Here is a 25366-nt window from a genome sequence, read left to right as displayed (position 1 = left end):
TAAATCGCGCTTTAATTGCTATAAAAGCAATACATAAGAACAATATATAAGAACAATAAAGGAATAACCGATGCGGGTATTGTTAGTAGAAGACAATCAGTTATTAGCACAAGGCGTGGTTTTGAGTTTGGCTAAAGAAGGGATCCAAGTGGATCACTTATGTTCTTATAACCAAGCATTAGCGGCGCTGGATAATGAAGATTTTAGCGCCATTATTCTTGATTTAGGTTTGCCTGATGGCAATGGCGAAGATTTATTAAAGTACTGGCGTAAAGCGGGAGTATCTTTGCCGATTATTGTGCTGACCGCCAATACGGATTTTGATACTCGCTTAAGCTGTTTAGACATTGGCGCAGATGATTATCTCAGTAAACCGTTTGATGTGCGGGAATTAGTTGCCAGACTGCGAGCGATTGTTCGCCGCCAACACGGCTTAGATAACAATCAATTTAGTTTCGGCGCATTGACCATCGATTTCAGTTGTTGTGAAGTGCATTTTCGAGAGCAATTAATCAACCTGCCACGACGGGAATATCAATTGTTATTGGAGTTTGCCCAATCAGCAGGGCGAGTACTAACCCGCAGTCAGCTTGAGCAATTAACCTATGGTTGGGATGAAGTCGGCAGTAATTCCATTGAAGTGCATATTCATCATTTACGTAAAAAAATGGCCCCAGAACTGATTAAAACCGTTAGAGGCATTGGCTATATTTTAGCTGAAATTCAATAAGCATTAATGGTCAGTAGATCATAAAAGGATATTATGTTTTCGTTACGTTTCTCCCTTAGTTTATTGATGTTAGTCGGTATCTTACTGACCGTATCCGTTGCCAGTGTGCTGAGTAGCCGCGATGCCATGTACGAGATAGAAGAGCTATTTGATGCTGAAATGGTACAAACCGCTAAAGTGCTGGATTTGTTTTATGTCAAAAGGCTTACTGCCGCCAAAGTAGCAAGCTTAATTGAGCAACCTATTCGCTTTCATGTGTCAGAGTCTGACATAGAAACCTTTGCCGAGCAGTCTACGGTAGAAACTCTATCCTACGAGCGTAAGTTGTCATTTCAACTGTTTACCGCAGCAGGTGAGTTACTTGCATACTCCGATAATACTGGCGAGCAACCGTTAACGGATTTTAACCACGGCTATGTGTATAAGGCCGTCGGTGAGCACACTTGGCATGTGTACAGCTTGTTTTCAACGGCGCAACAGGTGTGGATAGTGACTGCACAGCGTGATGATGTGCGCCAAGAGTTGGTGGATAAAATTAACGCCAATAGCTGGCGAACGCCACTGATTATTGCGCCTATCATGTTGCTTATCATGCTATTGGTGACTTACTATTTATTTAAGCCCATCAAGCTACTCGAGCGCCATTTAGCTTATCGCAGCGCTCAAGATCTAGCGCCAATTAATATCCACTTACCGTCAGAACTTATTTCAATTCAGCAGTCGCTTAATAGTTATTTAGCCCGTATTGCCGATATGATGAGCCGCGAACGACGCTTTAGTGCTGATGCCGCCCACGAGTTAAAAACGCCCTTAGCCATCATCAAACTTCATGGTGATGGTTTAGAAAGCGTGATTAATTCATCAACCGATGAAAGCTTAAAGCAACAAGTAATGCCTTATACTCAAGCCATGGGGCAGGGCATTACGCGCATGAGTCATACCGTTGAACAACTGTTATTACTCTCAAGGGTTGATGCCATTGAAGCGATTAATAAAACTGAATGCGACTTACAAAGCCTAATTGATAATGTGATTAATCAGTTAGTGCATATTGTGGCCGATTATCAGTGGCAGCTTGATATTCCTAAGGGATTTACCGTTAAAGCTGATAGCTTTTATCTTGAATTAGTATTAAAAAACATTATCGAAAATGCTTGTAAATACAGCCCTAAAGAATCGGTTATTAGCATTCGCGCTGAGCAAGATGCTAACCAATGCGTTATAAATATCATTGATCAAGGCATAGGCATGTCTGCAAGCGAAATTGATTTAGCCAAGAACCGTTTTTATCGGGTTGATGAAAATGTATCCCAAGGTGCAGGGCTAGGGTTATCCATTTGTCAGCTCATCATTATGTTGCATCAAGGTGATATGAGTTTTCATCAAGCTAAGCCTCAAGGGCTAAAGGTCAACATTGTGTTACCCAATTAAACTAACTTATTTAATCTTGGGATAAAAAAGCCTGAGTCACAGTGAATGTGATTCAGGCTTTTTATTTATTTCAGACTCAGTTTTTGCCTCAACTTCTGGTTCAGCTTTTGACTCAACTTCTGGCCCAGCTTTTGACTAAGCCAAAGCGCAGTTTATTTCACTCGCTGTTTAGACGACGAGTGATGACTGCTTGAGCGACTACCACCACGGTTGTTGTGGGATGTATTACTCGCTCTTTGCTGCGGCTTGATGCTGTGGTTTTGGGCGCTACGGTTGTTATTCACTCGCGCTGTTTGGTTATAGTGCTTGCTACTTTGCTGTTTATTAACAGTCGGTCTGCTGGTCGCTTGTCTATTAGTAACCTGCCTGTTTGTCGCTTGTCTGCTGCTCGGTTGCTTGGTCGCTTTTTGGCTTTGATTAGCCTTATTTGAACGGTTTGGCTGTGATTTATTTGCCGTTCTCAGCGCTTTATCATGCTGGCCATTATGCATTTTATTCGTATTACTTGGTCTAGTGCTCGGTCTAGTACTGGGCTTAGTGCTGGGTCTTGAGCTATAGCTCGGCTTAGCATTATGATTATTTTTTAATGCTTTATTAACACGTTGCTGCTTTGCGATATGGCTTGGCTTAGAGTTATGCAGCTGTGCTGGCTTACCTTTATGACCAGGTTTTTGAGCATGAGCCAGCTTGTGGCTGTTATTGTAACGGGCACGATCATACTTATGGCTTACTCTCGGCGCTTTATAAGCAACCCCGCGGCGATGAGCTGGTTTGTGCTTCCAGCGGTGTGAGCCTTGGCTATAGGCAATCTTATGGGGCTTACGATAGTAACGAGTCTTATGATGATTAATCACCACCACGCGTCTATTTGACCAATGCACCGCGCCAAAGAAGTAGTTAAAGTTGATATAAACACTTGGTCCCCAATAAATTGGGCGGTTCGGGCGGTAATGCACATAAGATGGATAACGCCAATATACTGGTGGGTATGCATTCCAGCGCCAGCTACCGTAAACAATTCTTGGATCGTAATAGGGAACATAAACCACTTCCGTACGGGCAGGCTCAATAATGATCTGCTTTTCTTCACGGGTGATGGTCATGTTTTCCATATCATCAAAACTATTGGCTTCATCTGCTTGCTGCCTAAGCGCCTGAACACTGGCAAGCACTATAGCTTCATCTTGCAAGAAAGCTTCACCGAGTTCTTGAGTCCAGTCTAAATCTTCATTGAGTTTCTCAAGTACGGTAGGAAAAGCGACAAGGGCAGTGACACTGGGATCCCAATCTTGTTGTTCAGCCTGCTGCATTTTTTGACTGCTACTTAAACTGCTATTTTGTTGCTCCCAACGACGCGCCTGAACGATTTCAAGCGGATACGTTGCTGCAATTAAAATGTGCGTCAATAAGCTGTCTGGGTAAAGTGCAATAGGCGCTAACATTTGTGCTAACTGCGCTTCAGAAAGCTGAGACTGCTCAAATTGAGCGTCATTATTGCCATTGGATTGGCTATCAACAGCTAACGCCGCTGGTGACAGTAAGCACAGGCTCATTAGCCCAGCTTTTAATAGTTTATTGGGGATAGATAATAGTGTCATTTTATCTCCATGTACCAAACATCGGTACTTTACGAATGTTAGGGATAGAATAACTAAGTGAAAATGAACACAAGATGAAAGTGTATTAGATAGGGCTAACTAAATGAGATAATCTTTTAGTCGCTATTTAGCCAATTAAATGGATAAAGACTTAATGGCTAAAGGTGACTGTAAATTTTGCGCCGCCATACTGCTCTGATTGAGCAACTGTTAACTCACCTTGGTAGCTATTAACCAAGTCTTGAACGATGGCTAGACCAATGCCATGTCCTTGATTGTAGGTGTCAGCGCGAATACCACGCTCAAAAATATTTTGGCGCTGCACTTCAGTTAAGCCATTACCATCATCTTCAATGATAAAACTTAAGCTGGAGTCAGTTTTTGTTACCGATAAACAAACCTGCGTTTTAGCCGCCTTACAAGCATTATCGAGCAGATTCCCCAGCAGTTCATGTAAATCCGCTTCTTCGCCTTTAAATACCAGTTTAGCAGGGGCTTGATAGTCGATATCAATGTGTGACTGTTGATATATCTTAGCTAAGGTTCTAATTAATTTGCTGGCTACATCATCAATGCTAACCCCTAAATGCCATGCTTGATTGGCACTGGATTTAGCCTTGTTGAGCTGATAACTAATGATGTTATTAATATTATTTGCTTGCTCTTTAGAGTCAGGACTTAAGTCCGTTTGGCTTTGCAGCACGGCTAATGGCGTTTTTAAACTATGAGCTAAGTCGGCTAACGCATTTCGGTAGCGCTGGCGCTGAAGTTGCTCTGTGTTTAGCAATACATTGAGTTGTTTTGCGACAGCATTTAACTCGTTGGGGTAATGTTGATTTAATCGTGTTTGTTGGCCTTGCTCTACTAATGCTAGCTCTTTCGTGAACTGGTTTAATGGCTTTAATGTCCAGAATAACCAAATAGCCTGAACCAAAGCCAATACAATCATGAGCACGATAAGCCAAGTCCAGAGAGTGGTGCTGAACTCACTCACTTGCTGTTGATAGTCAGCGTCATCTTTAACAATATGTACTGTGATTGCCAGGGGTTTTTCATTGGTTTCAAAGCTAACACTAAAGCTATACACAACATGGTTATTGTTGCTGTTACCTGCTAAATCATCAAAACGAACTTGGGTGAGCTGGCCTTGGCCCATTGGAGGTGCTGGCAGTAATAATGCTGTTGATTGATTCGTGGGTAAATCTAAGCCTAGAAAAGATTCTGAGTGCCAAACCAGTTTATCTTCTGAAGATATAAGGGCATACAAGCCAGAGCCAATCACATTAAATTGGTTTTCTAATAGATAATTGGGCATGACGACGTGTTCATCTTTGACTTCAGCGACAGCTAACACTGAATAAACATAAGCGCGTAACTGGTTATTAATCGATTGGGTAATTTGATGTTGGAAAGCACCATTAACTGTGATGCCAATTAGCGGGAGTAATACCAAAATCAACAACAGGCCGCTGAGCATTAATCTGATTTTTAATGAATTAATCCCGCTAAGAAAATTTGACCTTGCTTGCTTGTTAAGCCATTGGGTTTTGAATGTGCTCAGCCAATTCATGACGACTAGCCTGCAGCTAATTGTCGCAGGCGATACCCTTGACCGCGCAAGGTTTCTATCAGTTTATATTCACCGTCAGGATCGAGCTTTTTGCGCAGACGGCGGATAAATACTTCAATGACATTTGAGTCTAAGTCGAAATCTTGATCATAGATATGTTCAATCAAGGTGGGTTTAGAAATGACTTCGCCCTGATGCAGCATGAAGTATTCAAATAATTTAAACTCTGAACTACTGAGAATAATGGGGTTTTGTAAATGCATTAGCTCAAGGGTGCGAGTATTGAGACTAAATGGTCCGTTAGTCACTGTCGGGCTAGCTTTTCCCACTGAACGGCGTATCAATGCATTTAAACGGGCAACAAGCTCTTCAGGTTGAAACGGCTTAGTAAGGTAATCGTCAGCGCCAGAGTCTAGCCCAAGTACCTTGTCTTGCCAGCCGTCTCTAGCGGTTAAAATAAGGATTGGGTAATCAATCTGTTTTTGACGAAGTTGCGTAATTAGGCTCAAACCATCAATTTTAGGTAAGCCGACATCGATAATCGCGGCGTCATATTGATATTCAGTTGCTTGAAATAAGCCATCTTCACCGTCAGATGATATATCGACGCTGTAATTAGCGGCTTGTAAATGCTCAGTAAGGTTTCTCTGTAAGCCTAAATCATCTTCTACTAACAATATTCTCATGGCTAATTCCTTGAAATTGAACCGGTACGCGCATTAACGGTGGCATAAAACACCATGCCATTATTAGAGAGTAATTTAATTCGGTAGCCCGTTGAATTACCCACTTTTGTCGATTGCACTGATAGCACTTTTGCGGAGTATTGTCGTTTGGCGATTTGCGCCGCTTGTGAAGAACTCTTCACGGCTAAAGATTGGGATTTACCTGAACCGCCTTTGGTTTTGTTATTAAACCCAGGGTGACCAATATTTACTGAAGAGCTGATTGAAATAGCACTGCTGAGATTAGTAATAACTGACATAGGCGCAGCCTGAACCGACCCCATTGTTATTGAAAACAATAGAAACGATAGCAGGGAAGTGCATAATCTCTTGTTTAATTTGCTCATTATCAGCGTCCACATCAATATTTATCTTTAAAATCAGTTATCAGTGTAAAAGATCCCTTTCAATATAGAAACATCTGCATCGATGAATATCAATTGCTTTGGTATTCGCTCAAAGTATGGATTGGTTTGTATGAATAGAAGATGAATAGCTTGCAGTGGCGCAGCTGCTGGTTATTTATGTCAGTCATTTTTTATCTAAGTCAATTTCATGTAAGTCATTTTTCGTGTTCAGCTTGCATTCATTTTGATTCCTTTTAAATAACAACTCATCAATAACAAGCTTTGAGTGATTAAGTGCAATTTACTCTTGCGGTTAAATCTGAATGAGAGGGAATACAAAATGGATATTAAATTGATAACGCAAAACCGTTTCAGTCAGGTGATTAGTGTTTTTACTAAAGTGAGTTGCGCATTAATGCTAACGCTTGCGCCGACTGCGTACGCTGACGAACATGAGCAAGACATGATTGTTGTCAGTGAGGGGAGGCAAGTTAGTGGTGCTGCCTCTTTAAGTGAACCAGCAGGTAAAGCTTCATTATCACCTGAGCAAAAACAAACCTTGCTGCAATTGATTGCGGATGAGAAAGCCAAACGCAAATCTGATGCGGCGCAAGGAAAGCCATTACCTAAGCGTGCAACGCGCGAGTACATAACGAGTTTACGCCAAGCAGGGCAGTTATCTGTCAATGCATTACACAGTGTCAACCAAGCGTCTCAAGCACTTTCCAAATTAGAAACTTCAGTAAATGAAGTTACAACAGATGCAGCAACAACTCCTTCTGCAACTCATGCAGCAGCAACCAATCCAGTAACAGCCAATACAGTAACAACAAATAACAGCATTGAAAGTCAGTCATCAAATAGTAAATTATTAACTAATCACGTATCGCAGCAGTCTATTATTGGTTATCGCGATTTTGATATTTATGAGGCTTATAGCCGTCTATTTGATGATTTTGATGAAGATGGTTTTTATCAAACTTTTAGCGTGACCTTTGATGCTGATGTCTATGGTTTTACCCAAGGTGAGCCTGCTAATGTTTATGCTGAGCTGTATTTAAGCCGAAATGGTGGTCCATGGGAGCATTATTACTCTACCGAAGTGTTTACCATTTATGGTGATGCCACCGATGATGATTATGAAGTACTGACAACCTTAGCGCAGGGATACAAAACTGATTATTACGATGTCCTTATCGATTTATATGAGTTTGGCTATGAAGATATTGTCGCGACATTAAGTGCAGATGAGTCTGATGGTTTATATGCCTTACCACTAGAAAGTAGTGACAGAGATGAAGTGTACGAAGAAGAATATATTGAAGTCGTTGAAACTGAGGTCATCGTTAGCGGTGGTAGCTTGGCTTGGAGTGGATTATTGATGTTGCTACTTCTAGCAATGAGACGTTCAAACTTGAATGCTTAAGTTGCAGTCTCTCTAATGATGAACCTTGTGATTATGAAAACAAAATCCCGCGAATGCGGGACTTTTCTGGTTTTTGATAAGGCGTGTTGATATTAACGCCAGTTGCCAGTTGCCAGTTGCCAGTTGCCAATTACCACCTATGACACAACTGACTTTACTTCACCTTGATTAAGTTGAGTTGTCAGTATTTCGCCCGTTTTCACTTGCTTCGCATCTTGTAAAATATTGCCTTTACCGTCTCGGGTAATACTGTAACCACGGCTTAATGTGGCCAATGGGCTAACGGTTTCTAACTGATGTGCGCTGTAACTGACTTGTTGATTGGCGTTAGTTAATCTTGTTTTCATGGCATCGTTAAGTCGATTACTTAAATAGCTCACTTTGTTTTGTTCTAACGTTAACTTATGAGCTGGGGATTGCTGCTGAAGATGGCCTTTCAAGCGTTGTTGTTTTAACGCTGCGTTAGATAATTTGTATTGCATGGCCGACTCAAGTTTTAGCTGCATTTCATCAAAGCGTTGCTCAAGTTGTTGTAGTTGTCTTTTAGGATCTTCACGTTGCAGCTGGTGGCTTAACTCAGTCAGTAGTGTGCTTTGATGCAATAAGTAATGACGCATAGCCTGGCGTAATCTTGAAAACGTCAGGTTGAGCTTTTGCGTCTTATTGCCTTTATCGTCCGATAATAACTCGGCACCCGCTGATGGCGTTGGCGCTCGTACATCCGCGACATAATCACTGATGGTAGTATCAATTTCATGACCCACAGCGCTAACAACGGGTAGGGCACTGTTATAAATCGCATGGGCTAAGTCTTCATCATTAAAACACCATAAGTCTTCTAATGAGCCGCCGCCACGGGTAAGCAGTATCACATCGGCTTCTAAGCGTTTATTGGCTGTAGTGATAGCACTGATGATTTGCTTGCTGGCACTGGTTCCCTGGACTTGTGTAGGGTAAATCACCACTTCGATTGATGGGTCGCGCGTCGATAGTACTTTGACCACATCTCTTACGGCAGCGCCAGTTGCTGAGGTGATAACACCTATTCGTTGAATGTTTTGCGGTAATGGGCGCTTAGTTTCTGTTGCAAACAAGCCTTCAGCGGCTAATTTCAGTTTAAGTGCTTCATATTGCTGTGCGAGTAATCCATCACCTGCAGGTAACATTGATTCCAAGAGTAATTGATAATCACCACGAGGCTCGTAAACACTGATAGAGCCTTTAACTAATACTTGTTGGCCATTAACAGGTTTAAAAGGCACTGATTGATTACGGCCTTTGAACATTGCACAGCGAATTTGCGAGCGGCTATCTTTTAAGGTCATATACCAATGACCTGAATTTGGGGAAACAAAGTTCGAGATTTCGGCCTCAAGCCACACCTTTCCTAGCTCTCCTTCAAGCAGCTGGCGGACTTCACCGTTTAATCGGGAAACGGTGTAAACATTATTTTTCGAGCTTTTCATCAAATTCAACCGACCAATAGTATTTTTTCACTATTTTCCATTTACCAACCTAAATATGCAAGGTATAATCCCGCCGCAATATTTACCCTTTCTAAACCCTACACTTTCTGGGAGATGTTGCATGTTAAGATTAAGAAATGACGCACTAACATTTGATGATGTACTACTAGTGCCTGCTCACTCAACCGTCCTCCCAAATACCGCTGTTCTGAAAACTCGTCTGACTAAAAAAATTGAATTAAACACACCAATTGTGTCTGCAGCTATGGATACCGTAACTGAAGCTCGCTTAGCGATCGCGATGGCGCAAGAAGGTGGTCTAGGTTTTATTCATAAAAACATGACGATCGAACAACAAGCTGAAGAAGTTCGTAAAGTTAAAATCTATGAAGCTGGTATCGTACAGCAGCCTGTTACAGTGACGCCAAGCACCACGCTAGCTGAACTTAAGCAACTGACTGAACGTAACGGTTTTGCTGGTTATCCAGTGATTAACGATGCGAAAGAGCTTGTGGGTATTATCACTGGCCGTGATGTTCGTTTTATTACTGACTGGAGCCGTACCGTTGAGCAAGTCATGACGCCGAAAGATCGTCTTGTTACTGTGCTTGAAGGGACTAAGCTAGATGAAGTTCAAACCCTAATGCATTCACATCGTGTTGAAAAAGTATTAGTAGTTGATGCTAACTTTAAGCTTAAAGGCCTTATCACTGTTAAAGATTTCCAAAAAGCAGAACGTAAACCGAATGCATGTAAAGACGAATTAGGTCGTTTACGTGTTGGTGCTGCTGTTGGCGCTGGTGCAGGCAACGAAGAACGCGTTGAAGCATTAGTTAAAGCAGGTGTTGACGTATTGCTGATTGATTCTTCACACGGTCACTCTGAAGGGGTATTGCAACGTATTCGCGATACTCGCGCAGCTTTCCCTGATTTACAAATTGTTGGCGGTAACGTAGCAACAGCTGAAGGTGCATTAGCCTTAGTTGATGCTGGTGTTGATGCCGTTAAAGTGGGTATTGGCCCAGGTTCAATTTGTACTACTCGTATCGTTACAGGTGTTGGTGTACCGCAAATTACTGCTGTATCAGATGCCGCAGCTGCGATTAAGCATTTAGATATCCCTGTTATTGCAGATGGTGGTATTCGTTTCTCTGGTGATTTAGCTAAAGCATTAGCTGCGGGTGCATCATGCATCATGGCCGGTTCAATGTTTGCTGGTACTGAAGAAGCGCCAGGTGAAACTGAACTTTATAACGGCCGCGCTTATAAGTCATACCGTGGTATGGGTTCTTTAGGTGCGATGACGCAAACACAAGGTTCATCTGACCGTTACTTCCAAAGCGATAACGCCGCTGACAAATTAGTACCAGAGGGTATTGAAGGTCGCGTAGCTTATAAAGGTAAATTAAAAGAAATTATTCACCAACATATGGGCGGTTTACGTTCATGTATGGGTCTTACTGGTTGTGCAACCATTCAAGAGTTAAACGAAAAAGCAGAATTTGTAAAAATCACTTCTGCTGGTATGGGCGAGTCTCATGTCCATGACGTGACAATCAGTAAAGAAGCGCCGAACTATCGCAGCGGTTCTTAATACATTAAAGGCGGCAATGTGATTGTCGCCTTTTTTCAATCTTAAAATTCATTGAGATTGAAAGTACACCTACTATAAGTAAAACCAGATATAAGGTATCCCATGAGCAACATTCATGAGCATAAAATCCTGATCCTCGACTTTGGATCGCAATACACGCAGTTAATCGCCCGCCGTATTCGTGAAATCGGTGTTTATTGTGAGCTTTGGGCTTGGGATGTATCTGAAGAGCAAATCAAAGGATTTGCTCCAAATGGCATCATCTTAGCCGGTGGCCCTGAAAGTGTTACAGCCGAAAACTCGCCTCGTGCTTCTGAATATGTCTTTAATGCAGGCGTGCCTGTTTTAGGTATTTGTTACGGCATGCAAACCATGTCTGAGCAATTAGGCGGTAAAGTTATTCAAGGTGTGGGTGAAGGTGAGTTTGGTTACGCACAAGTTGAACTGCAAACTGAATCAGCGTTATTCAAAAGCATTGAAGATGCCATTAGCGAAACAGGCAAGCCATTACTAGACGTATGGATGAGTCACGGCGACAAAGTATCAGAAATTCCTGAAGGTTTCGTAACTGTTGCTAAAACAGAAACGTGTCCTTTCGCTGCAATGGCTAATGAAGACAAGAAATTCTACGGTGTGCAATTTCACCCAGAAGTCACGCACACTCGCCAGGGCAAGCGTATGCTTGAGCACTTCGCCCTCGATATTTGTGGTTGTGATGCTAACTGGAAGCCATCTTCAATCATTGAAGATGCTATCGAAAAACTTAAAAAACAAATCGGTGATGACGAAGTTATCTTAGGCTTATCAGGTGGTGTTGATTCATCTGTTGTGGCTATGCTGCTTCACCGCGCAATTGGTGACAAACTAACTTGTGTATTCGTTGATAACGGTTTATTGCGTTTAAACGAAGCAGAGCAAGTGATGGATATGTTTGGCGATCATTTTGGACTGAACATTGTTCACGTTGATGCAGAGAACCGTTTCTTAGATGCGATGGCTGGCGAAGCAGATCCAGAAGCTAAACGTAAAATCATTGGTCATGTTTTTGTTGATATCTTCGATGAAGAATCAAAGAAATGTGTTAATGCCAAATGGTTAGCACAAGGCACTATTTATCCAGATGTCATTGAATCTGCTGGCAGTGCAACAGGTAAAGCCCATGTGATTAAATCTCACCATAACGTAGGCGGATTGCCTGATGATATGGAAATGGGATTAGTTGAGCCATTACGTGAGTTATTTAAAGATGAAGTACGTAAAATTGGTTTAGAGCTAGGTCTGCCATACGACATGCTTTACCGTCATCCATTCCCTGGACCGGGTTTAGGTGTACGTGTACTGGGTGAAGTGAAAAAAGAATACTGTGACTTACTGCGTTTAGCTGATGCTATCTTCATTGAAGAGCTGCATAAAGCCGACCTTTATAACAAAGTCAGCCAAGCATTTACGGTTTTCTTACCAGTACGTTCAGTTGGCGTAATGGGTGATGGTCGTAAATACGATTGGGTTGTATCCTTGCGCGCTGTTGAAACCATTGATTTCATGACTGCACATTGGGCACACTTACCTTATGACTTCTTAGGTCGTGTATCTAACCGCATTATTAACGAAATCGATGGTATTTCGCGTGTGGTTTATGATATTTCAGGTAAGCCACCTGCAACCATTGAATGGGAATAAACTTTCATTCGTTTTCCAATCAGTTTTGATTAAAGACAAAAAAGGCGCTTAGGCGCCTTTTTTATTGGGATAAATTTATTGTTGTTTGGCGTATAATCAGCTGAAGTCAGGCTAAGTCACACACTGTACACCTGAATATTTAAACCATTTGCAATCAGCTAAACATCGCGAAATATAAATCATCGGTATACCTAAGAGACACTAATGACGTTAGAAAACAAACTTAGCATCAGCCAAAAACAGCAAGCAAGTCAGACCAAGCCATTCACTGAAGAAGAGTTAGCCCTGCTTGCTATTCAAGATGAGAAATGGATGCGTGTGGCAATAGCGTTGGCGAGTGAAGCAGAAGCACTGGGTGAAGTGCCTGTTGGCGCAGTTTTAGTTAAAGATGATAAGTTAATTGCGTCAGGGTTTAATTTAAGCATTACAGAACACGACCCCAGTGCTCATGCTGAAATGCAGTGTATTCGCGCGGCAGGTAAAATATTACACAATTACCGCATGCTAGGTGCGACCTTGTATGTCACTTTAGAGCCTTGTCCAATGTGCGCAGGTGCAATGATCCACAGCCGCATTGAGCGGGTGGTGTTTGGCGCAAAAGACTTAAAAACAGGGGCGGCGGGAAGTGTGATTAATTTATTACAAGACTCGCACTTCAATCACCAGTTAACGGTAGATTCTGGCATTTTAGCTGAAGAATGTGCGAGTCAATTGAGTCAGTTTTTTAAACGTCGACGTGATGAGAAAAAAGCACTGAAAAAGCTGCTAAAGCAACAATCAGACTTGTTGCTGCAAAAAGGCAAAGAATAACTTTTGACGGTTTAGCATTCTACGTTGTTTCAATTTAATGCTGCTACGGCGACGGGCATTATTATTCATATTGGGTCTTCTCATTGTGCACCTATATTGACTGTATGGTTAAATGTGTCACTGCATGTATGACTGCACGGTTTATGATAAACCGTTTCGATGACGAATTTATTGCGCAGCTGAGTTAATGAGTTCTTCAGGGTTATCAATATCATCAGTCTGCGAACCTGTTTCTTCTGCTAACGCTTCCGTTTGTTCTAACTCTAACTCCAGTTGTTTGGTCTGATTATCTACCCAAACCAGGGTGTCATAATAACGGCGAATATTATCCACATAATGCACAGCTTCACTGCCTCTAGCATAGCCATAGCGTGTGTGCTGATAATACTTACGTTGCTGTAATAAGGGTAAGACTTGTTTTACATCGCGCCATGCGCTGGGATCTTTTCCCATACCTTGGGTAATTTTACGGGCATCCTCAACATGACCTAAACCCACGTTATAGGAGGCAAGGGCAAACCAAATTCGCTGACTATCAGGAATGGACGCTGGCAATCGATCAATCATCTTTTGCAGATAAATCGCTCCACCACGAATACTTTGCTCGGCATCAAGGCGGTTATCCACCCCAACAGAGCTGGCAGTGGGCTGAGTTAACATCATCATACCGCGAACACCAGTAGGCGAGCGTGCTTTAGGATTCCAATGTGATTCTTGATAACCCGCCGCGGCCAGTTTTCGCCAATCTAAATTACCGGCATGTTTTTCGAATAAAGCTTGATACTCAGGCAGCACATTATCAATTGCACGAATAAACGCGCGAGTATCCACATAGTCAAAGCGCTTAACGTGGCCAAAGTACTTTTCGTTCAGGTGCTCTAGGGTGCCGTTACGTTTTTGATTATGCCAAAACGACAGTAAAGCGCTCATTAATCGGTCGCTATCAAGCGGCGGTAGTAACCACACCACTTCAGTTTTTTCGTCAAGCACGATACCTTCACGTAGTTCAGGTAAATAACGTTGATTGATTAGCAAGCTGTTGGAGTCGGCAATGGTATATAACACCTCACCTGAAGCCACCATAGAAAACAATTCTTCGTTATCTTTATCATCGACCTGCTGCCAGCTTAAATTAGGGTTGGTTTGCTGCAGCTTTATCACGGTATCAACGGCAGCTGATTCAGAAATGACAATGACATCACCTTGAAGCTTATTAAAGTCTCGCGGTTTTAGGTTGCCAGATTTGTAAATAAGAACTTGGTTAACTTCATAAAGGGTAGGACCAAGCAAAAACTGTTCACGTCGATTTTTGGTCGTCGTAATAGCAGCAGCAACGATATCGATTTGTTTCAGACGTAATGCTTCAAATAATTGCTGACGATTATGGTAGGGGATCATTTCTAACGGCACATCGAGATAGTCGGCAAACTTTGCCGCCATTTCATAGTCAAAACCACTTTCACCTTGATCTGAGTTGAGATAGGTTTGCGAGCCGTAGAGTGTTCCTACCTTAAGAACGGTACGTTGAGGTGTTTCTTCAATGAACTCTGTTGCTTTCATATTCGCTTGATGACAAGCGCTGAGCAGCAAAGTAATTGAAATGATTGCGACGATCTTTAACAGTTTGGTCATGTCCCTCTATGGATGAAGCATGTTAGTGATGGCGAGAAATCTCAGTGAGTGTGGGCTTGTTGGCCGTTTATCCACTAATTGAAAGCCATAACGCCTCTAATGCGAGCTTCAAAGTACGATTTAAAAACAATATCTAATAAATATACTTTAGCAGTAGTTTTGTATTTCACCTAGCCCGATGAGAATCAGTGTTAAATTATACGGTTGAATTTATTAGTAAAATCGAATTTAAAAAAATTAAATACGAATGAAATGTTATTGAAATATATCGTGGGTAGATTGTGGTTTTGTTTTGATTGTTTTCGTTAACGGGAAACACTGTTCTAGCAAGCCTTCTTAGGTGATTTATAAAGTGTGATTCCCTATAATAGCGCCAATTCTTACCCTGCCAATATAATCATAAGGTGAATTGACGTGATTGAGATCATTCGCGGAGCCCCAGCACTTTCAGCTTTTAGAATCCAAAAGCTTATGGAGGCCTGTGAAACTGCAGCCCTTCCTGTTGAGCAAATCTACGCTGAGTATGTCCATTTAGCTGATATCAGTGAAAAGCTTGACGATAAAGAATATCAACAGCTTGAAACGATTTTAACCTACGGACCTGCCATTGAATCTCATGCTCCAGAAGGTTCATTATTTTTTATCACTCCTCGTCCAGGCACCATTTCTCCTTGGTCATCAAAAGCAACTGACATTGCCAAAAACTGTGGTTTAAGCAAAGTAAAACGTCTAGAACGTGGCGTTGCTTATTACGTTGCAGGCGCGTCATTGACCGCTGAGCAATTAGAGCAAGTAAAAGGCTTAATCCACGACCGTATGGTTGAAGTGATTTTACCTGAGTTTGCCGCTGCATCAGTACTGTTTGAGCGCACTGAGCCATTACCCTTCAAGAGCATCAACATTCTTGCAGAAGGTCGCCGCGCGTTAGAAGTTGCAAACACTCAGCTTGGTCTTGCACTTGCAGAAGATGAAATTGATTACTTAGTGGATAACTTTGTTCGCTTAAACCGTAATCCAAACGATATTGAGCTAATGATGTTTGCCCAAGCAAACTCAGAGCATTGTCGTCATAAAATCTTCAATGCTGACTGGACTATTGATGGTCAAGTACAGCCTAAATCATTATTTAAAATGATTAAGAACACCTTTGAAGTTACGCCAGATAACGTATTGTCAGCTTATAAAGATAACGCTGCAGTTATGAATGGTAGTGTTGCAGGTCGTTTCTTCCCAGATCAAGACGGTGTGTATAACTACCACACCGAGCCAATGCATATCTTGATGAAGGTAGAAACCCATAACCACCCAACAGCTATCAGCCCATACCCCGGTGCAGCGACGGGTTCAGGCGGTGAAATCCGTGATGAAGGTGCAACAGGCCGTGGCTCTAAACCAAAAGCGGGTTTAACAGGTTTCAGTGTTTCTAACCTTAAAATTCCAGGGTTTGTCCAACCATGGGAAGGCGATTACGGCAAACCTAGCCGTATTGTTACGCCACTAGAAATCATGACTGAAGGCCCATTAGGCGGCGCAGCATTTAACAATGAATTTGGTCGCCCTGCGTTAGTGGGTTATTTCCGTACTTACGAGCAAGAAGTATCAAGCCATAACGGCGTTGAAGTCCGTGGTTACCATAAGCCAATTATGCTTGCTGGTGGTTTAGGTAACATCCGTGAAGACCATGTTCAAAAAGGCGAAATCACTGTAGGCGCTAAGCTTATCGTATTAGGTGGCCCTGCAATGAACATTGGTTTAGGCGGCGGCGCTGCTTCATCAATGGCATCAGGTCAATCTAGCGAAGATTTAGATTTTGCTTCAGTACAACGTGAAAACCCAGAAATGGAACGTCGTTGTCAAGAAGTGATCGATCGCTGCTGGCAGATGGGTGACGACAACCCAATTCAATTTATTCACGATGTGGGCGCAGGCGGATTATCAAATGCCTTCCCTGAGCTTGTGAATGATGCAGACCGAGGCGCACTATTTAACTTACGTAACGTGCCTTCAGATGAGCCTGGCATGAGCCCACTTGAGATTTGGTGTAATGAATCACAAGAGCGCTATGTTATGTCTGTAGCGCCAGAGAATTTAGAAACCTTCAGAAAAATTTGTGAGCGTGAACGCGCGCCGTTTTCTGTAGTGGGTGATGCCACTGAAGAGCAGCACCTAACGCTTGAAGATAGCCATTTTGACAACAAGCCAATTGATTTACCGCTTGAAGTGCTTTTAGGTAAAGCGCCTAAAATGAGCCGTGATGTGGTTTCAGCAAAAGCTGAATCACCTGCGCTTAATCAAGCAGGTATTGAAGTTAAAGATGCAGTATCACGCATTTTACATTTACCAACCGTTGCTGATAAGTCATTCCTTATCACCATTGGTGACCGCTCTGTAACGGGTTTAGTTAACCGTGATCAAATGGTTGGCCCTTGGCAGGTACCTGTTGCCGATTGCGCAGTGACGGCATCAAGCTTTGATAGCTACGCCGGTGAAGCAATGTCTATCGGTGAGCGTACGCCACTGGCACTACTTGATTTTGGCGCATCAGCACGTATGGCTGTAGCAGAATCAATTTTGAACATTGCTGGTACTGACATTGGTTCATTCAAAGACATTAAGTTATCAGCTAACTGGATGTCTGCAGCAGGTCACCCAGGTGAAGATGCTGGTCTTTATGAAGCAGTAAAAGCAGTCGGTGAAGAGTTATGTCCTGAGCTTGAGTTAACTATCCCAGTGGGTAAAGACTCAATGTCTATGAAGACAGCTTGGAATGACGAAGGTCAAGACAAAACTGTAACTTCACCAATGTCATTGGTTATCACTGCATTCGGCGTGGTAAAAGACATTCGCCATACTGTGACACCAGAACTTCGCACCAACAAAGGTGAGACTGAGCTGTTATTAGTTGATTTAGCGAAAGGTCAAAACCGTTTAGGTGGTTCTTGTTTAGCGCAAGTATTCAGCCAACTTGGTGATGTAGCGCCAGATCTTGATGATGCAGCAAGCTTACGTGGCTTCTTTGAAGTGATTCAGCCATTAGTGGCTGAGCAAAAAGTGATTGCATACCATGACCGCAGTGACGGTGGTTTATTCACCACACTTGTTGAAATGGCATTTGCGGGTAACACAGGTCTGAACATTGATCTTAGCGGATTAAAAGGTAACGACTTAGAGCGTTTATTTAATGAAGAGCTAGGTGCGGTTATTCAGGTATCTAAAGCTGAAAGCGCAGATATCAAAGCACAATTCAACGCCGCTGGTGTTGATTGTCATAGCGTTGCCACTTTAACATCTGACGACCAGATTACCGTTGTTGATGGTGAGCGTGCAGTATTCAGTGACTCTCGTGTTGCGCTTCGCACTATGTGGTCAGAAACCACTTACCGTATGCAAGCAATGCGTGATAATCCTGAGTGTGCTAAAGAAGAGTTTGAACTTAAGCAGCAGGCTAAAGACCCAGGCCTTACGGTTAAATTAGGTTTTAACCCAAGTGAAGACGTTGCCGCGCCGTTCATCTTAAAAGGCGCAGCGCCTAAGATGGCGATTATCCGTGAGCAAGGTGTTAACTCTCACGTTGAAATGGCTGCAGCATTTGATCGCGCAGGTTTCGAAAGCCGCGATGTTCACATGTCAGACATTCTATCTGGTCGCATTAGTCTTGAAGAATTCCAAGGTCTAGTGGCTTGTGGTGGTTTCTCTTATGGTGATGTTTTAGGTGCTGGTGAAGGTTGGGCTAAATCAATCTTATTTAACGACCGTGCTCGCAGTGAGTTCTCACGTTTCTTTGAGCGTGATGCCACATTAGCATTGGGCGTATGTAATGGTTGTCAGATGTTATCTAACCTGAAAGAAATCATTCCAGGTAGCGAGCATTGGCCACACTTTGTCCGTAACCGTTCAGAGCGTTTCGAAGCACGTGCAAGCTTAGTTGAAGTGCAAAAGAGTCCTTCAATCTTCTTCGAAGGAATGGAAGGTTCACGCATGCCAATCGCCGTATCACACGGTGAAGGTCGCGCTGAATTTAAGTCTGTCGAAGCCTTAGCAGCTGCTGAAGCATCAGGTACAGTGGCACTGCGTTATGTTGACGGTAATGGTCAAATCGCAACGCAATACCCACAAAACCCAAATGGTTCGCCAAATGCAATCACTGCACTAACGACAACAGATGGTCGAGTAACAATCATGATGCCGCATCCAGAGCGTGTATTCAGAACCGTTGCTAACTCTTGGCACCCAGATGAGTGGGCCGAAGACAGCCCGTGGATGCGTATGTTCCGCAATGCACGGGTTAAGTTAGGGTAATTTGAAATTAACCTAACATGAGTTAATTGAAGTTTACATAACAGCAAAAGGCGACCGAATGGTCGCCTTTTTTATGCGTTAAGCTTTACGAATATATGCAAGTGGCTAGGAAAAGCTCATGACTCTTGAAGCTGTAAATATTGTTCTTAAAGTATAAAGTGACTTGTATTTTAGTAAGTTATGATTCATTTTAGTGATATATGACATATAAAAAGGCATAACTTAAATCACGCTTTAGTGACGTACAGTTATTAGTGCATTGTTGTAATCAGTAGTGATGCTTAGACCAAGGAAAATAATAATGACGAAGCAATCTAGCAGCGAAAAGGTCATTCGCAGGCTGTACCAAATTACCCAAGATCATCATAAAGGCTTTGAGTACCAAGTCATTGAGCTAATTAAAATGGGGCTTGAGCGTTTTGGACTCCATATCGGGATATTATCTAAAATTGATAGCAAGGATTATCGTGTAAAGCTCTGCGTGACCCCAGAAGAAGTGCCACTTAAAGCTGGTGATAGTTTCAATTTTGATGAAACCTATTGCAGTTTAACGTGTCTTGCTGATGGGCCTTTAGGCATAGAACATATGGGTGAAAATGATAAATATGCTGTTCATCCGGCATATAAAGCATTTGGTTTAGAGTCTTATATTGGTATACCAATTCGATTAAAAGGTAAATTGTACGGCACGTTAAACTTCTCTAGTCCAACACCATACCCAAGACATTTTCGTGAAGTCGATATTGATGCATTACAGCTGATGGCCTCATGGATTGAAGTTGAACTGATCCGAAGAGAACAAGAAACACAATTAAAAGCCTTGAATAAAGAGCTACATCATTTAGCCAATTACGACGTGTTGACGGATATCCCTAATCGACGTGGCATGCTTAAGACATTACAAAGAGACATTAACCGACTAAGCCGTGTTAAAGGTAAAGGAACAATCGCATTAATTGATATTGATAAGTTTAAGCAACTTAATGATACCTATGGTCATCAAATGGGGGATGATGCGTTAGTTGAAATAGCCAAAACGATTACAAATACATTACGAGACTATGATTTAGTTGCCAGGATTGGTGGTGAAGAGTTTTTATTGTGGTTACCCGACACCAATGAGCAAGAGTGCGCGATAGCTTGTCAAAGAGTCATGAAAGATATCGCCGCAATCAAGTTAACCTCTACACCGATCACTGTTTCAATAGGAGCTTGTCATTTCAACTTCAATCAAGTTCAGCCTAATAACCCGTGCGAACTGATTAATGACTTCATTCTAGAAGCGGATACCGCACTTTATGACGCCAAAGCACAGGGAAGAGATAGACTTATTAGTAGCCATAAGATGATCCCTGCATAGTTTGAACGAGATTCATCTAAATACATGTAAATAACCGAACACGCGAATAATCCATTCGCGTTTTTTATGTCTTACATGGACTTACTGGCTGAGTTATTGATTGTATTTTTCAGGTACATACCGATAATGACCTGTGATTTCATAATCAAACAGCATGTCTTCAACTATCGGCCCCTGACCAATATTATGTACGATCATGGGATTACCCGTTTTATCGCTTATTTGATCAATAACCATACCGATATGTGGTAAGTTACCAGACACCATCCAAGTGACAATATCACCAACTTTATAATCCGTACCATTTTCACTGATACTGAGCACTTCTCCTTTTCGTTTAAAAAAGGTCTGTAAATTAGGGACTCTACGATGATCGATATTTTTATCTGTGGTGGATAACCCCCAAATCCTATTTGAAGGATAAAGTGAAAAATGCTGTTTCATATCTTCATGCACAGCTTGTTGTAAGTCAGCGCCAAGTTCACGATAAGCTCTGATCACAACATCAGTACATACACCAATATTGGCGGGTACATCACCATTTGGATAGGGGATTGAGATATAAGCACCATCGTATGTCACTTGATGAGTGGTTCTGTGGAGTAAGCTTTTTACTATGTCATCATTGAAGTTAGATGCATGGGTGTTAAAGCCAATAATACTTAATAAAACAAGATACTTTTTCATTAACCATCCTTGGAAATACTGACTCAACCAATAAGACAACTAATGCTAGCAGTAACATTTTTTGATGGTTGACAGTTGTTCGATTCTTATTATTTCTTTATAGCGTTTTTAGCTGAGGAATGTAAGTAAGTGCTTGAAAGTAGCTGCTCAAAATAAACTTAATATAGGTTATTTTTTTAAAGGTTTAAGCATGATGAAGCCTCAGCCGTTGAAACCACAATCGCTTAAGCAGCAGGGACAGTGGTACATCTCATGTTGGTAGTAATGCTGAAGTTCCAACTTATACTCACAAAACGTGAATGGTTTACCAAAAGCGACGACAGCATTAACCACCGTTAATGACCGAGTGACCATTAAGGTAATGCAATCCAGAACGTGTGTTTTGAACGGCTGCTAACTCAGGTTTGGACAGAAGCTTGTTGGATTTGAAGCTCTTAAAGTAATGAGTCCTATTAGGAAATGTATGGCAAGTGTATATATCGTAACGCCTTGCTAAGCGGCGTAAAATAGTTGGCTAAAATGAGTGAGGCACGAACGATAGCCAACTGTTTTTCGTCCGTTTAAGCAACTTGTTGGACGCGGCTACGCGCGGCCTATCCTTATCTGTTATATTTCATTTCTTATGACATTTGAAATTTCAATGAATTGTTCCACTTTAGTATTGGAAAAATCATTTTCTAATAAAGCCTGCTGTATTGGTATTAATTCTAAATCATCAAATCTATTTAAAATCACTTGAGATTCTTCCCCATATAGAGGAGTGGTCACACCTTTAAACTGATCTGCAGTTATATCAAAAGTATTTCCATCTGCATTAATCCAAAAATGCATTTCATACTTTTTAGAATTAGTACCTTTAACTAATTTAATATCTTTTTCTGGATATTTATCTGCCAAAATTTTTCCTAGCAATAATGATGCGGTTTCACAGCTAGCAACTGGGAATCTATGGATAATATGCAAGTCCAGTTGTTGACAGTTTTCTTCTAAATATCTTCGAGTCTGTTTTACCAATGCATCCACGATACTTGCTCCTGAAATATAACAGTATATTAGGCTGAATTCCGAATAAGAACGGTCTTAATAAGAACAGGTCGCCAGTACTTTAATCACTCAAGACTAACAGTAAACCACTGTATCAACAATGAGTTATAACATAGAAAGAACTGATTCCCAGTTTATCTGCCTGTGTGAAACAAAGAACTGCCATCATTGCATAAAATGCAATGTTCACGCAGGAAGAAAAGTCACTAGGCTCCGGCCTATATGATAATTCGGGGGCAGGTCTTATATCTTGCGTCCCACATTAGCTTTTATAAGGCTAAAGCTTTAATTGCGCTACTAACAACTTCTATCAGTGAAAATCATTTTGGGGCAAAAACGTTTTAAGGCCACCAATTCTATATTTCATTTATATTGGCTAACTTACAGCAGACCATTACTTCAATCTAACCCATTGCCTGCCGCAGGCTTTTGTGCAGATACATCCAAGACACGCCGTAAACACATCCCTGTGGGCTCTGCGAAAACATCCATGTTTTCGAAGGTCTTGAACGCATCTACACTGGCTTTATTGTCTCTTCGATTTGACTGCGTTGGTGATAATTTAAAGAGCTAAAGCTAGTAGACCTTACATTTAAAAGACTCCATTTGAATTGAGGACGTTGAAGAAAATCGCGTGATGCGCACATGGATGTGATCTTAGCTTTCGAGGTGCATGGTCACTCCTTGGCATCCATGCCATCGTGACATTCATAAATCCATTTACTTCAGATGCACCACCGGAAGCGTTAGCATTTTCGAATAAGACCGACGTTAGCAACAAACGAAGTCAGAAACTGGAGTAATCCCCATCGAAAATTATGCGCTTTTCAGCATTTTTCGTCGGGGCAGCGGGGCCTAATTCTTTTACAGGGAGTATAGAGGGTATTGCTGTTGATACCCTTTTGGTCGGGTGTGGGTGGATAACCCACGATGTTAATCCAAACGAAGTTTGGAAATTCAGGATTAAATCCAGATATCAGAATCAGGTGTGGGCGAAGCGCCACGACCTTAATCCAAACGAAGTTTGGAAAATGTGGCTAACTACAAGTAAGTTCCTTTTGAGCTTGAGTAATCCCCCTGTGTCTAAAGATACTTTTGAAACCAATTCACTAATTCCAAATTGACCTTTTCTTTGCTGTTTCTCAAATAATGGTTATCAGGATAAAGCACCAGTTTATGGGGAATATCATATTTGGTTAATGCATCAGCAAGTACGATAGATTGGTTTGCTGCCACACGTTTATCTTCGGTGCCGTGGATTAATAAGATAGGCACATTGGGGGATAAATTGCTGGCCCAGTTGATAACAGAGCGTTTTGATAACTCGGCATCTTTTTTGAGTTCATAATAAGGGATACGTTTCTTATAAACATTTTCCATTTCTGGGCGTTCTATTAACCCTTGTTGTAAATCCGATACACCCGCAATCGTAGCAATTGCTTTGATTTTGTTAGTTTGTTTCATTGCTAAGTGTGTTTGCATGCCACCTCGACTGCCACCATACATGCCAATACGCTGCGGATCTGCGCCTTCAATATTTGGGATGAAATCGAGTAGGGCAATAACGTCATTCACATCTTTTCCGCCAAATTCATCTTTCGCACTTGGCTGCTTAACGTGAACTCCACGGTATTGACTACCAATGATGACAAAGCCTTGCTCTACAATCGGAAATAGTCCGTACATCATTGCGCCAAAGACGACACTGCCAAAATTACCGTTACCACCACGGTTATAAATTAAAACGGGTAACTTAGTGTCAGATACTCTGGGCTTTATGACATAACCCATCACCTCGGTGTTATTTACCGAATAACTAAATGTGCTACAGGATAAATTCGCTTTAAAGTGATTGAAATCGTCTTCGCTAAAAGTAGCGTTAAATTGTGATAGTGCTTTATTGAATTTTTGTTCGATTTTTATCTTGTTTCGATATTTTTCTTCCATGAATTTATGCCAAGTATCGTATTCAGCAAAGATAGAACTAAAGCAATCAGTTTGATTACTGATGCGATCATCGTTAATTAAATGAATAGCTTGAGTACTGAAGGAAGAGAATAACAAGGTAAATAGTAGAAAATACTTTATCACGTGAACTCCATGTCTGTGATTAAACGTCTGTGATTAAACTGTTTTTGATGTCTATGTATTGAGTCGACTAACTTAAGTTATTGATAAAATTAAATCAACAGAGAAAATATGTCGTCAAAAAATTCAAAGTTACAACGTTTTGGCTTTTTTAATGTTCAAATTGAATGGCAATAAACGGGGGAATTGGGCGAGTATGACAACATGAAGCATCACATCGGCTGCTTAACTCAACTCAACTCAACTTAACTTAACTCAAGCCAGTTTAACTCGAATCATTTCACAACCAAAGTTGATCAATAACTCTATATCAAACGTATGTTTGAATATCTTTTACTTTAGATATAAAAAAGACAGTGAGAATGGCATTAAAAAGCCCCTTAGAATCGAAACTCTAAAGGGCTAGTCAAGCTCTATGTAGCAAGTGAGCCGCAAGAGCTGTTTTGCGCTAACAAAACATCAAGGGTAACGTCCAATGTCCATAGCAAGCTAATCGCATGCTCAAGACATTTCCCGTTGTATTGCTGCTCAACATGGTCCCAAAGGTGTTTCCAAAATTCAGCAGCAATATAAAACTAATTAGTACGCTTGGTACATTTCAACAAAAACACGTTTGTAGCTATTGATGAAACGCTCAAATAATTTAGTCATTTTAAAATCTCCACTCAGTAATAAATTCAAATTAGTAGAGTTGGGGATGTAACTTGAAATCCATTTTGTTCAAGCCCAATCGACCTTCTCTCAACACAGGACGAATTCTATATCTGTTCAAAAAATAGCTCAAACGAATAAAATTAATCTTTACCATTATTAAAACTAATCCAATATTCAATTATTTTAATGTTCACTAATCTATTTTTTGATATTTAACCATTAAAA

General features: G+C 41.4%; 17 protein-coding genes. 8 read left to right on the top strand and 9 right to left on the bottom strand.

The features are described 5' to 3' along the window. The first annotated feature begins 70 nt into the window (after window positions 1-70). Together BCU84_RS14860 and BCU84_RS14855 are read left to right on the top strand one after the other, a co-directional pair. Window positions 71-730: a response regulator transcription factor gene (locus BCU84_RS14860; protein WP_102477213.1), complete on the top strand. Its 660-nt coding sequence runs from the start codon at window positions 71-73 to the stop codon at window positions 728-730. A 33-nt stretch (window positions 731-763) separates the two neighbouring features. Beyond that, entirely contained in the window at window positions 764-2161 is a 1398-nt protein-coding gene (locus tag BCU84_RS14855; protein ID WP_102528853.1) for an ATP-binding protein, read from the top strand. Window positions 2162-2313: 152 nt separating this feature from the next. Here BCU84_RS14855 and BCU84_RS14850 read toward each other — a convergent pair whose 3' ends face one another. The 4 genes from BCU84_RS14850 to BCU84_RS14835 form a co-directional block, all read right to left on the bottom strand. Next, window positions 2314-3759 carry a DUF3300 domain-containing protein gene (locus BCU84_RS14850; protein ID WP_241906447.1) on the bottom strand — a complete coding sequence of 482 codons (1446 nt, stop codon included), beginning with the start codon at window positions 3757-3759 and terminating at the stop codon, window positions 2314-2316. Between the two features lie 151 nt (window positions 3760-3910). After that, window positions 3911-5329: an ATP-binding protein gene (locus BCU84_RS14845; protein ID WP_102528852.1), complete on the bottom strand. Its 1419-nt coding sequence runs from the start codon at window positions 5327-5329 to the stop codon at window positions 3911-3913. Window positions 5330-5334: 5 nt separating this feature from the next. Then, window positions 5335-6015, bottom strand: coding sequence for a response regulator transcription factor (locus BCU84_RS14840; RefSeq protein WP_102528851.1), 681 nt, complete (start codon window positions 6013-6015; stop codon window positions 5335-5337). A 2-nt stretch (window positions 6016-6017) separates the two neighbouring features. Next, window positions 6018-6314 carry a PepSY domain-containing protein gene (locus tag BCU84_RS14835; protein WP_133146647.1) on the bottom strand — a complete coding sequence of 99 codons (297 nt, stop codon included), beginning with the start codon at window positions 6312-6314 and terminating at the stop codon, window positions 6018-6020. 427 nt (window positions 6315-6741) lie between these two features. On the opposite strand from BCU84_RS14835, the gene BCU84_RS20850 reads away from it, so the two are divergent. Then, window positions 6742-7827 (top strand): choice-of-anchor H family protein, encoded by a 1086-nt coding sequence (locus BCU84_RS20850; protein WP_241906446.1) that lies wholly within the window; start codon window positions 6742-6744, stop codon window positions 7825-7827. A 137-nt stretch (window positions 7828-7964) separates the two neighbouring features. Here BCU84_RS20850 and xseA read toward each other — a convergent pair whose 3' ends face one another. Beyond that, window positions 7965-9293 carry an exodeoxyribonuclease VII large subunit gene (gene xseA / locus BCU84_RS14825; protein WP_102528850.1) on the bottom strand — a complete coding sequence of 443 codons (1329 nt, stop codon included), beginning with the start codon at window positions 9291-9293 and terminating at the stop codon, window positions 7965-7967. A gap of 121 nt (window positions 9294-9414) precedes the next feature. Between xseA and guaB the strand changes: the two genes are divergently transcribed. From guaB to tadA, 3 genes are all read left to right on the top strand, one after another. Further along, window positions 9415-10887: an IMP dehydrogenase gene (gene guaB, locus BCU84_RS14820; protein ID WP_102528849.1), complete on the top strand. Its 1473-nt coding sequence runs from the start codon at window positions 9415-9417 to the stop codon at window positions 10885-10887. 102 nt (window positions 10888-10989) lie between these two features. Continuing rightward, entirely contained in the window at window positions 10990-12567 is a 1578-nt protein-coding gene (gene guaA, locus BCU84_RS14815) for a glutamine-hydrolyzing GMP synthase (RefSeq protein ID WP_102528848.1), read from the top strand. A 204-nt stretch (window positions 12568-12771) separates the two neighbouring features. Beyond that, window positions 12772-13377 (top strand): tRNA adenosine(34) deaminase TadA, encoded by a 606-nt coding sequence (tadA, locus tag BCU84_RS14810; RefSeq protein ID WP_102528847.1) that lies wholly within the window; start codon window positions 12772-12774, stop codon window positions 13375-13377. A gap of 168 nt (window positions 13378-13545) precedes the next feature. On the opposite strand, the gene mltF is transcribed toward tadA, so the two are convergent. Beyond that, entirely contained in the window at window positions 13546-15009 is a 1464-nt protein-coding gene (gene mltF, locus BCU84_RS14805; protein ID WP_102528846.1) for a membrane-bound lytic murein transglycosylase MltF, read from the bottom strand. 417 nt (window positions 15010-15426) lie between these two features. On the opposite strand from mltF, the gene purL reads away from it, so the two are divergent. After that, complete coding sequence (purL, locus tag BCU84_RS14800; protein ID WP_102528877.1) at window positions 15427-19308, top strand: phosphoribosylformylglycinamidine synthase; 3882 nt, start codon at window positions 15427-15429, stop codon at window positions 19306-19308. Window positions 19309-19609: 301 nt separating this feature from the next. Beyond that, a complete protein-coding gene (locus BCU84_RS14795) occupies window positions 19610-20668 on the top strand; it encodes a diguanylate cyclase (protein WP_102528845.1) in 1059 nt (352 codons plus the stop codon). A 93-nt stretch (window positions 20669-20761) separates the two neighbouring features. Here BCU84_RS14795 and BCU84_RS14790 read toward each other — a convergent pair whose 3' ends face one another. The 3 genes from BCU84_RS14790 to BCU84_RS14780 form a co-directional block, all read right to left on the bottom strand. Continuing rightward, on the bottom strand, window positions 20762-21355 hold the full coding sequence (locus tag BCU84_RS14790) for a DUF1287 domain-containing protein (RefSeq protein WP_102528844.1): 594 nt from the start codon (window positions 21353-21355) through the stop codon (window positions 20762-20764). A gap of 606 nt (window positions 21356-21961) precedes the next feature. Beyond that, window positions 21962-22378, bottom strand: a complete 417-nt coding sequence (locus BCU84_RS14785) for a hypothetical protein (protein ID WP_102528843.1) — start codon at window positions 22376-22378, stop codon at window positions 21962-21964. A 1104-nt stretch (window positions 22379-23482) separates the two neighbouring features. Then, a complete protein-coding gene (locus tag BCU84_RS14780; RefSeq protein WP_102528842.1) occupies window positions 23483-24490 on the bottom strand; it encodes a prolyl oligopeptidase family serine peptidase in 1008 nt (335 codons plus the stop codon). Window positions 24491-25366 lie beyond the last annotated feature (876 nt).

Source organism: Shewanella sp. 10N.286.51.B7, assembly GCF_002873615.1.
Lineage (GTDB): Bacteria > Pseudomonadota > Gammaproteobacteria > Enterobacterales > Shewanellaceae > Shewanella > Shewanella electrodiphila.
This window is presented reverse-complemented; position numbering and strand designations above follow the sequence as displayed.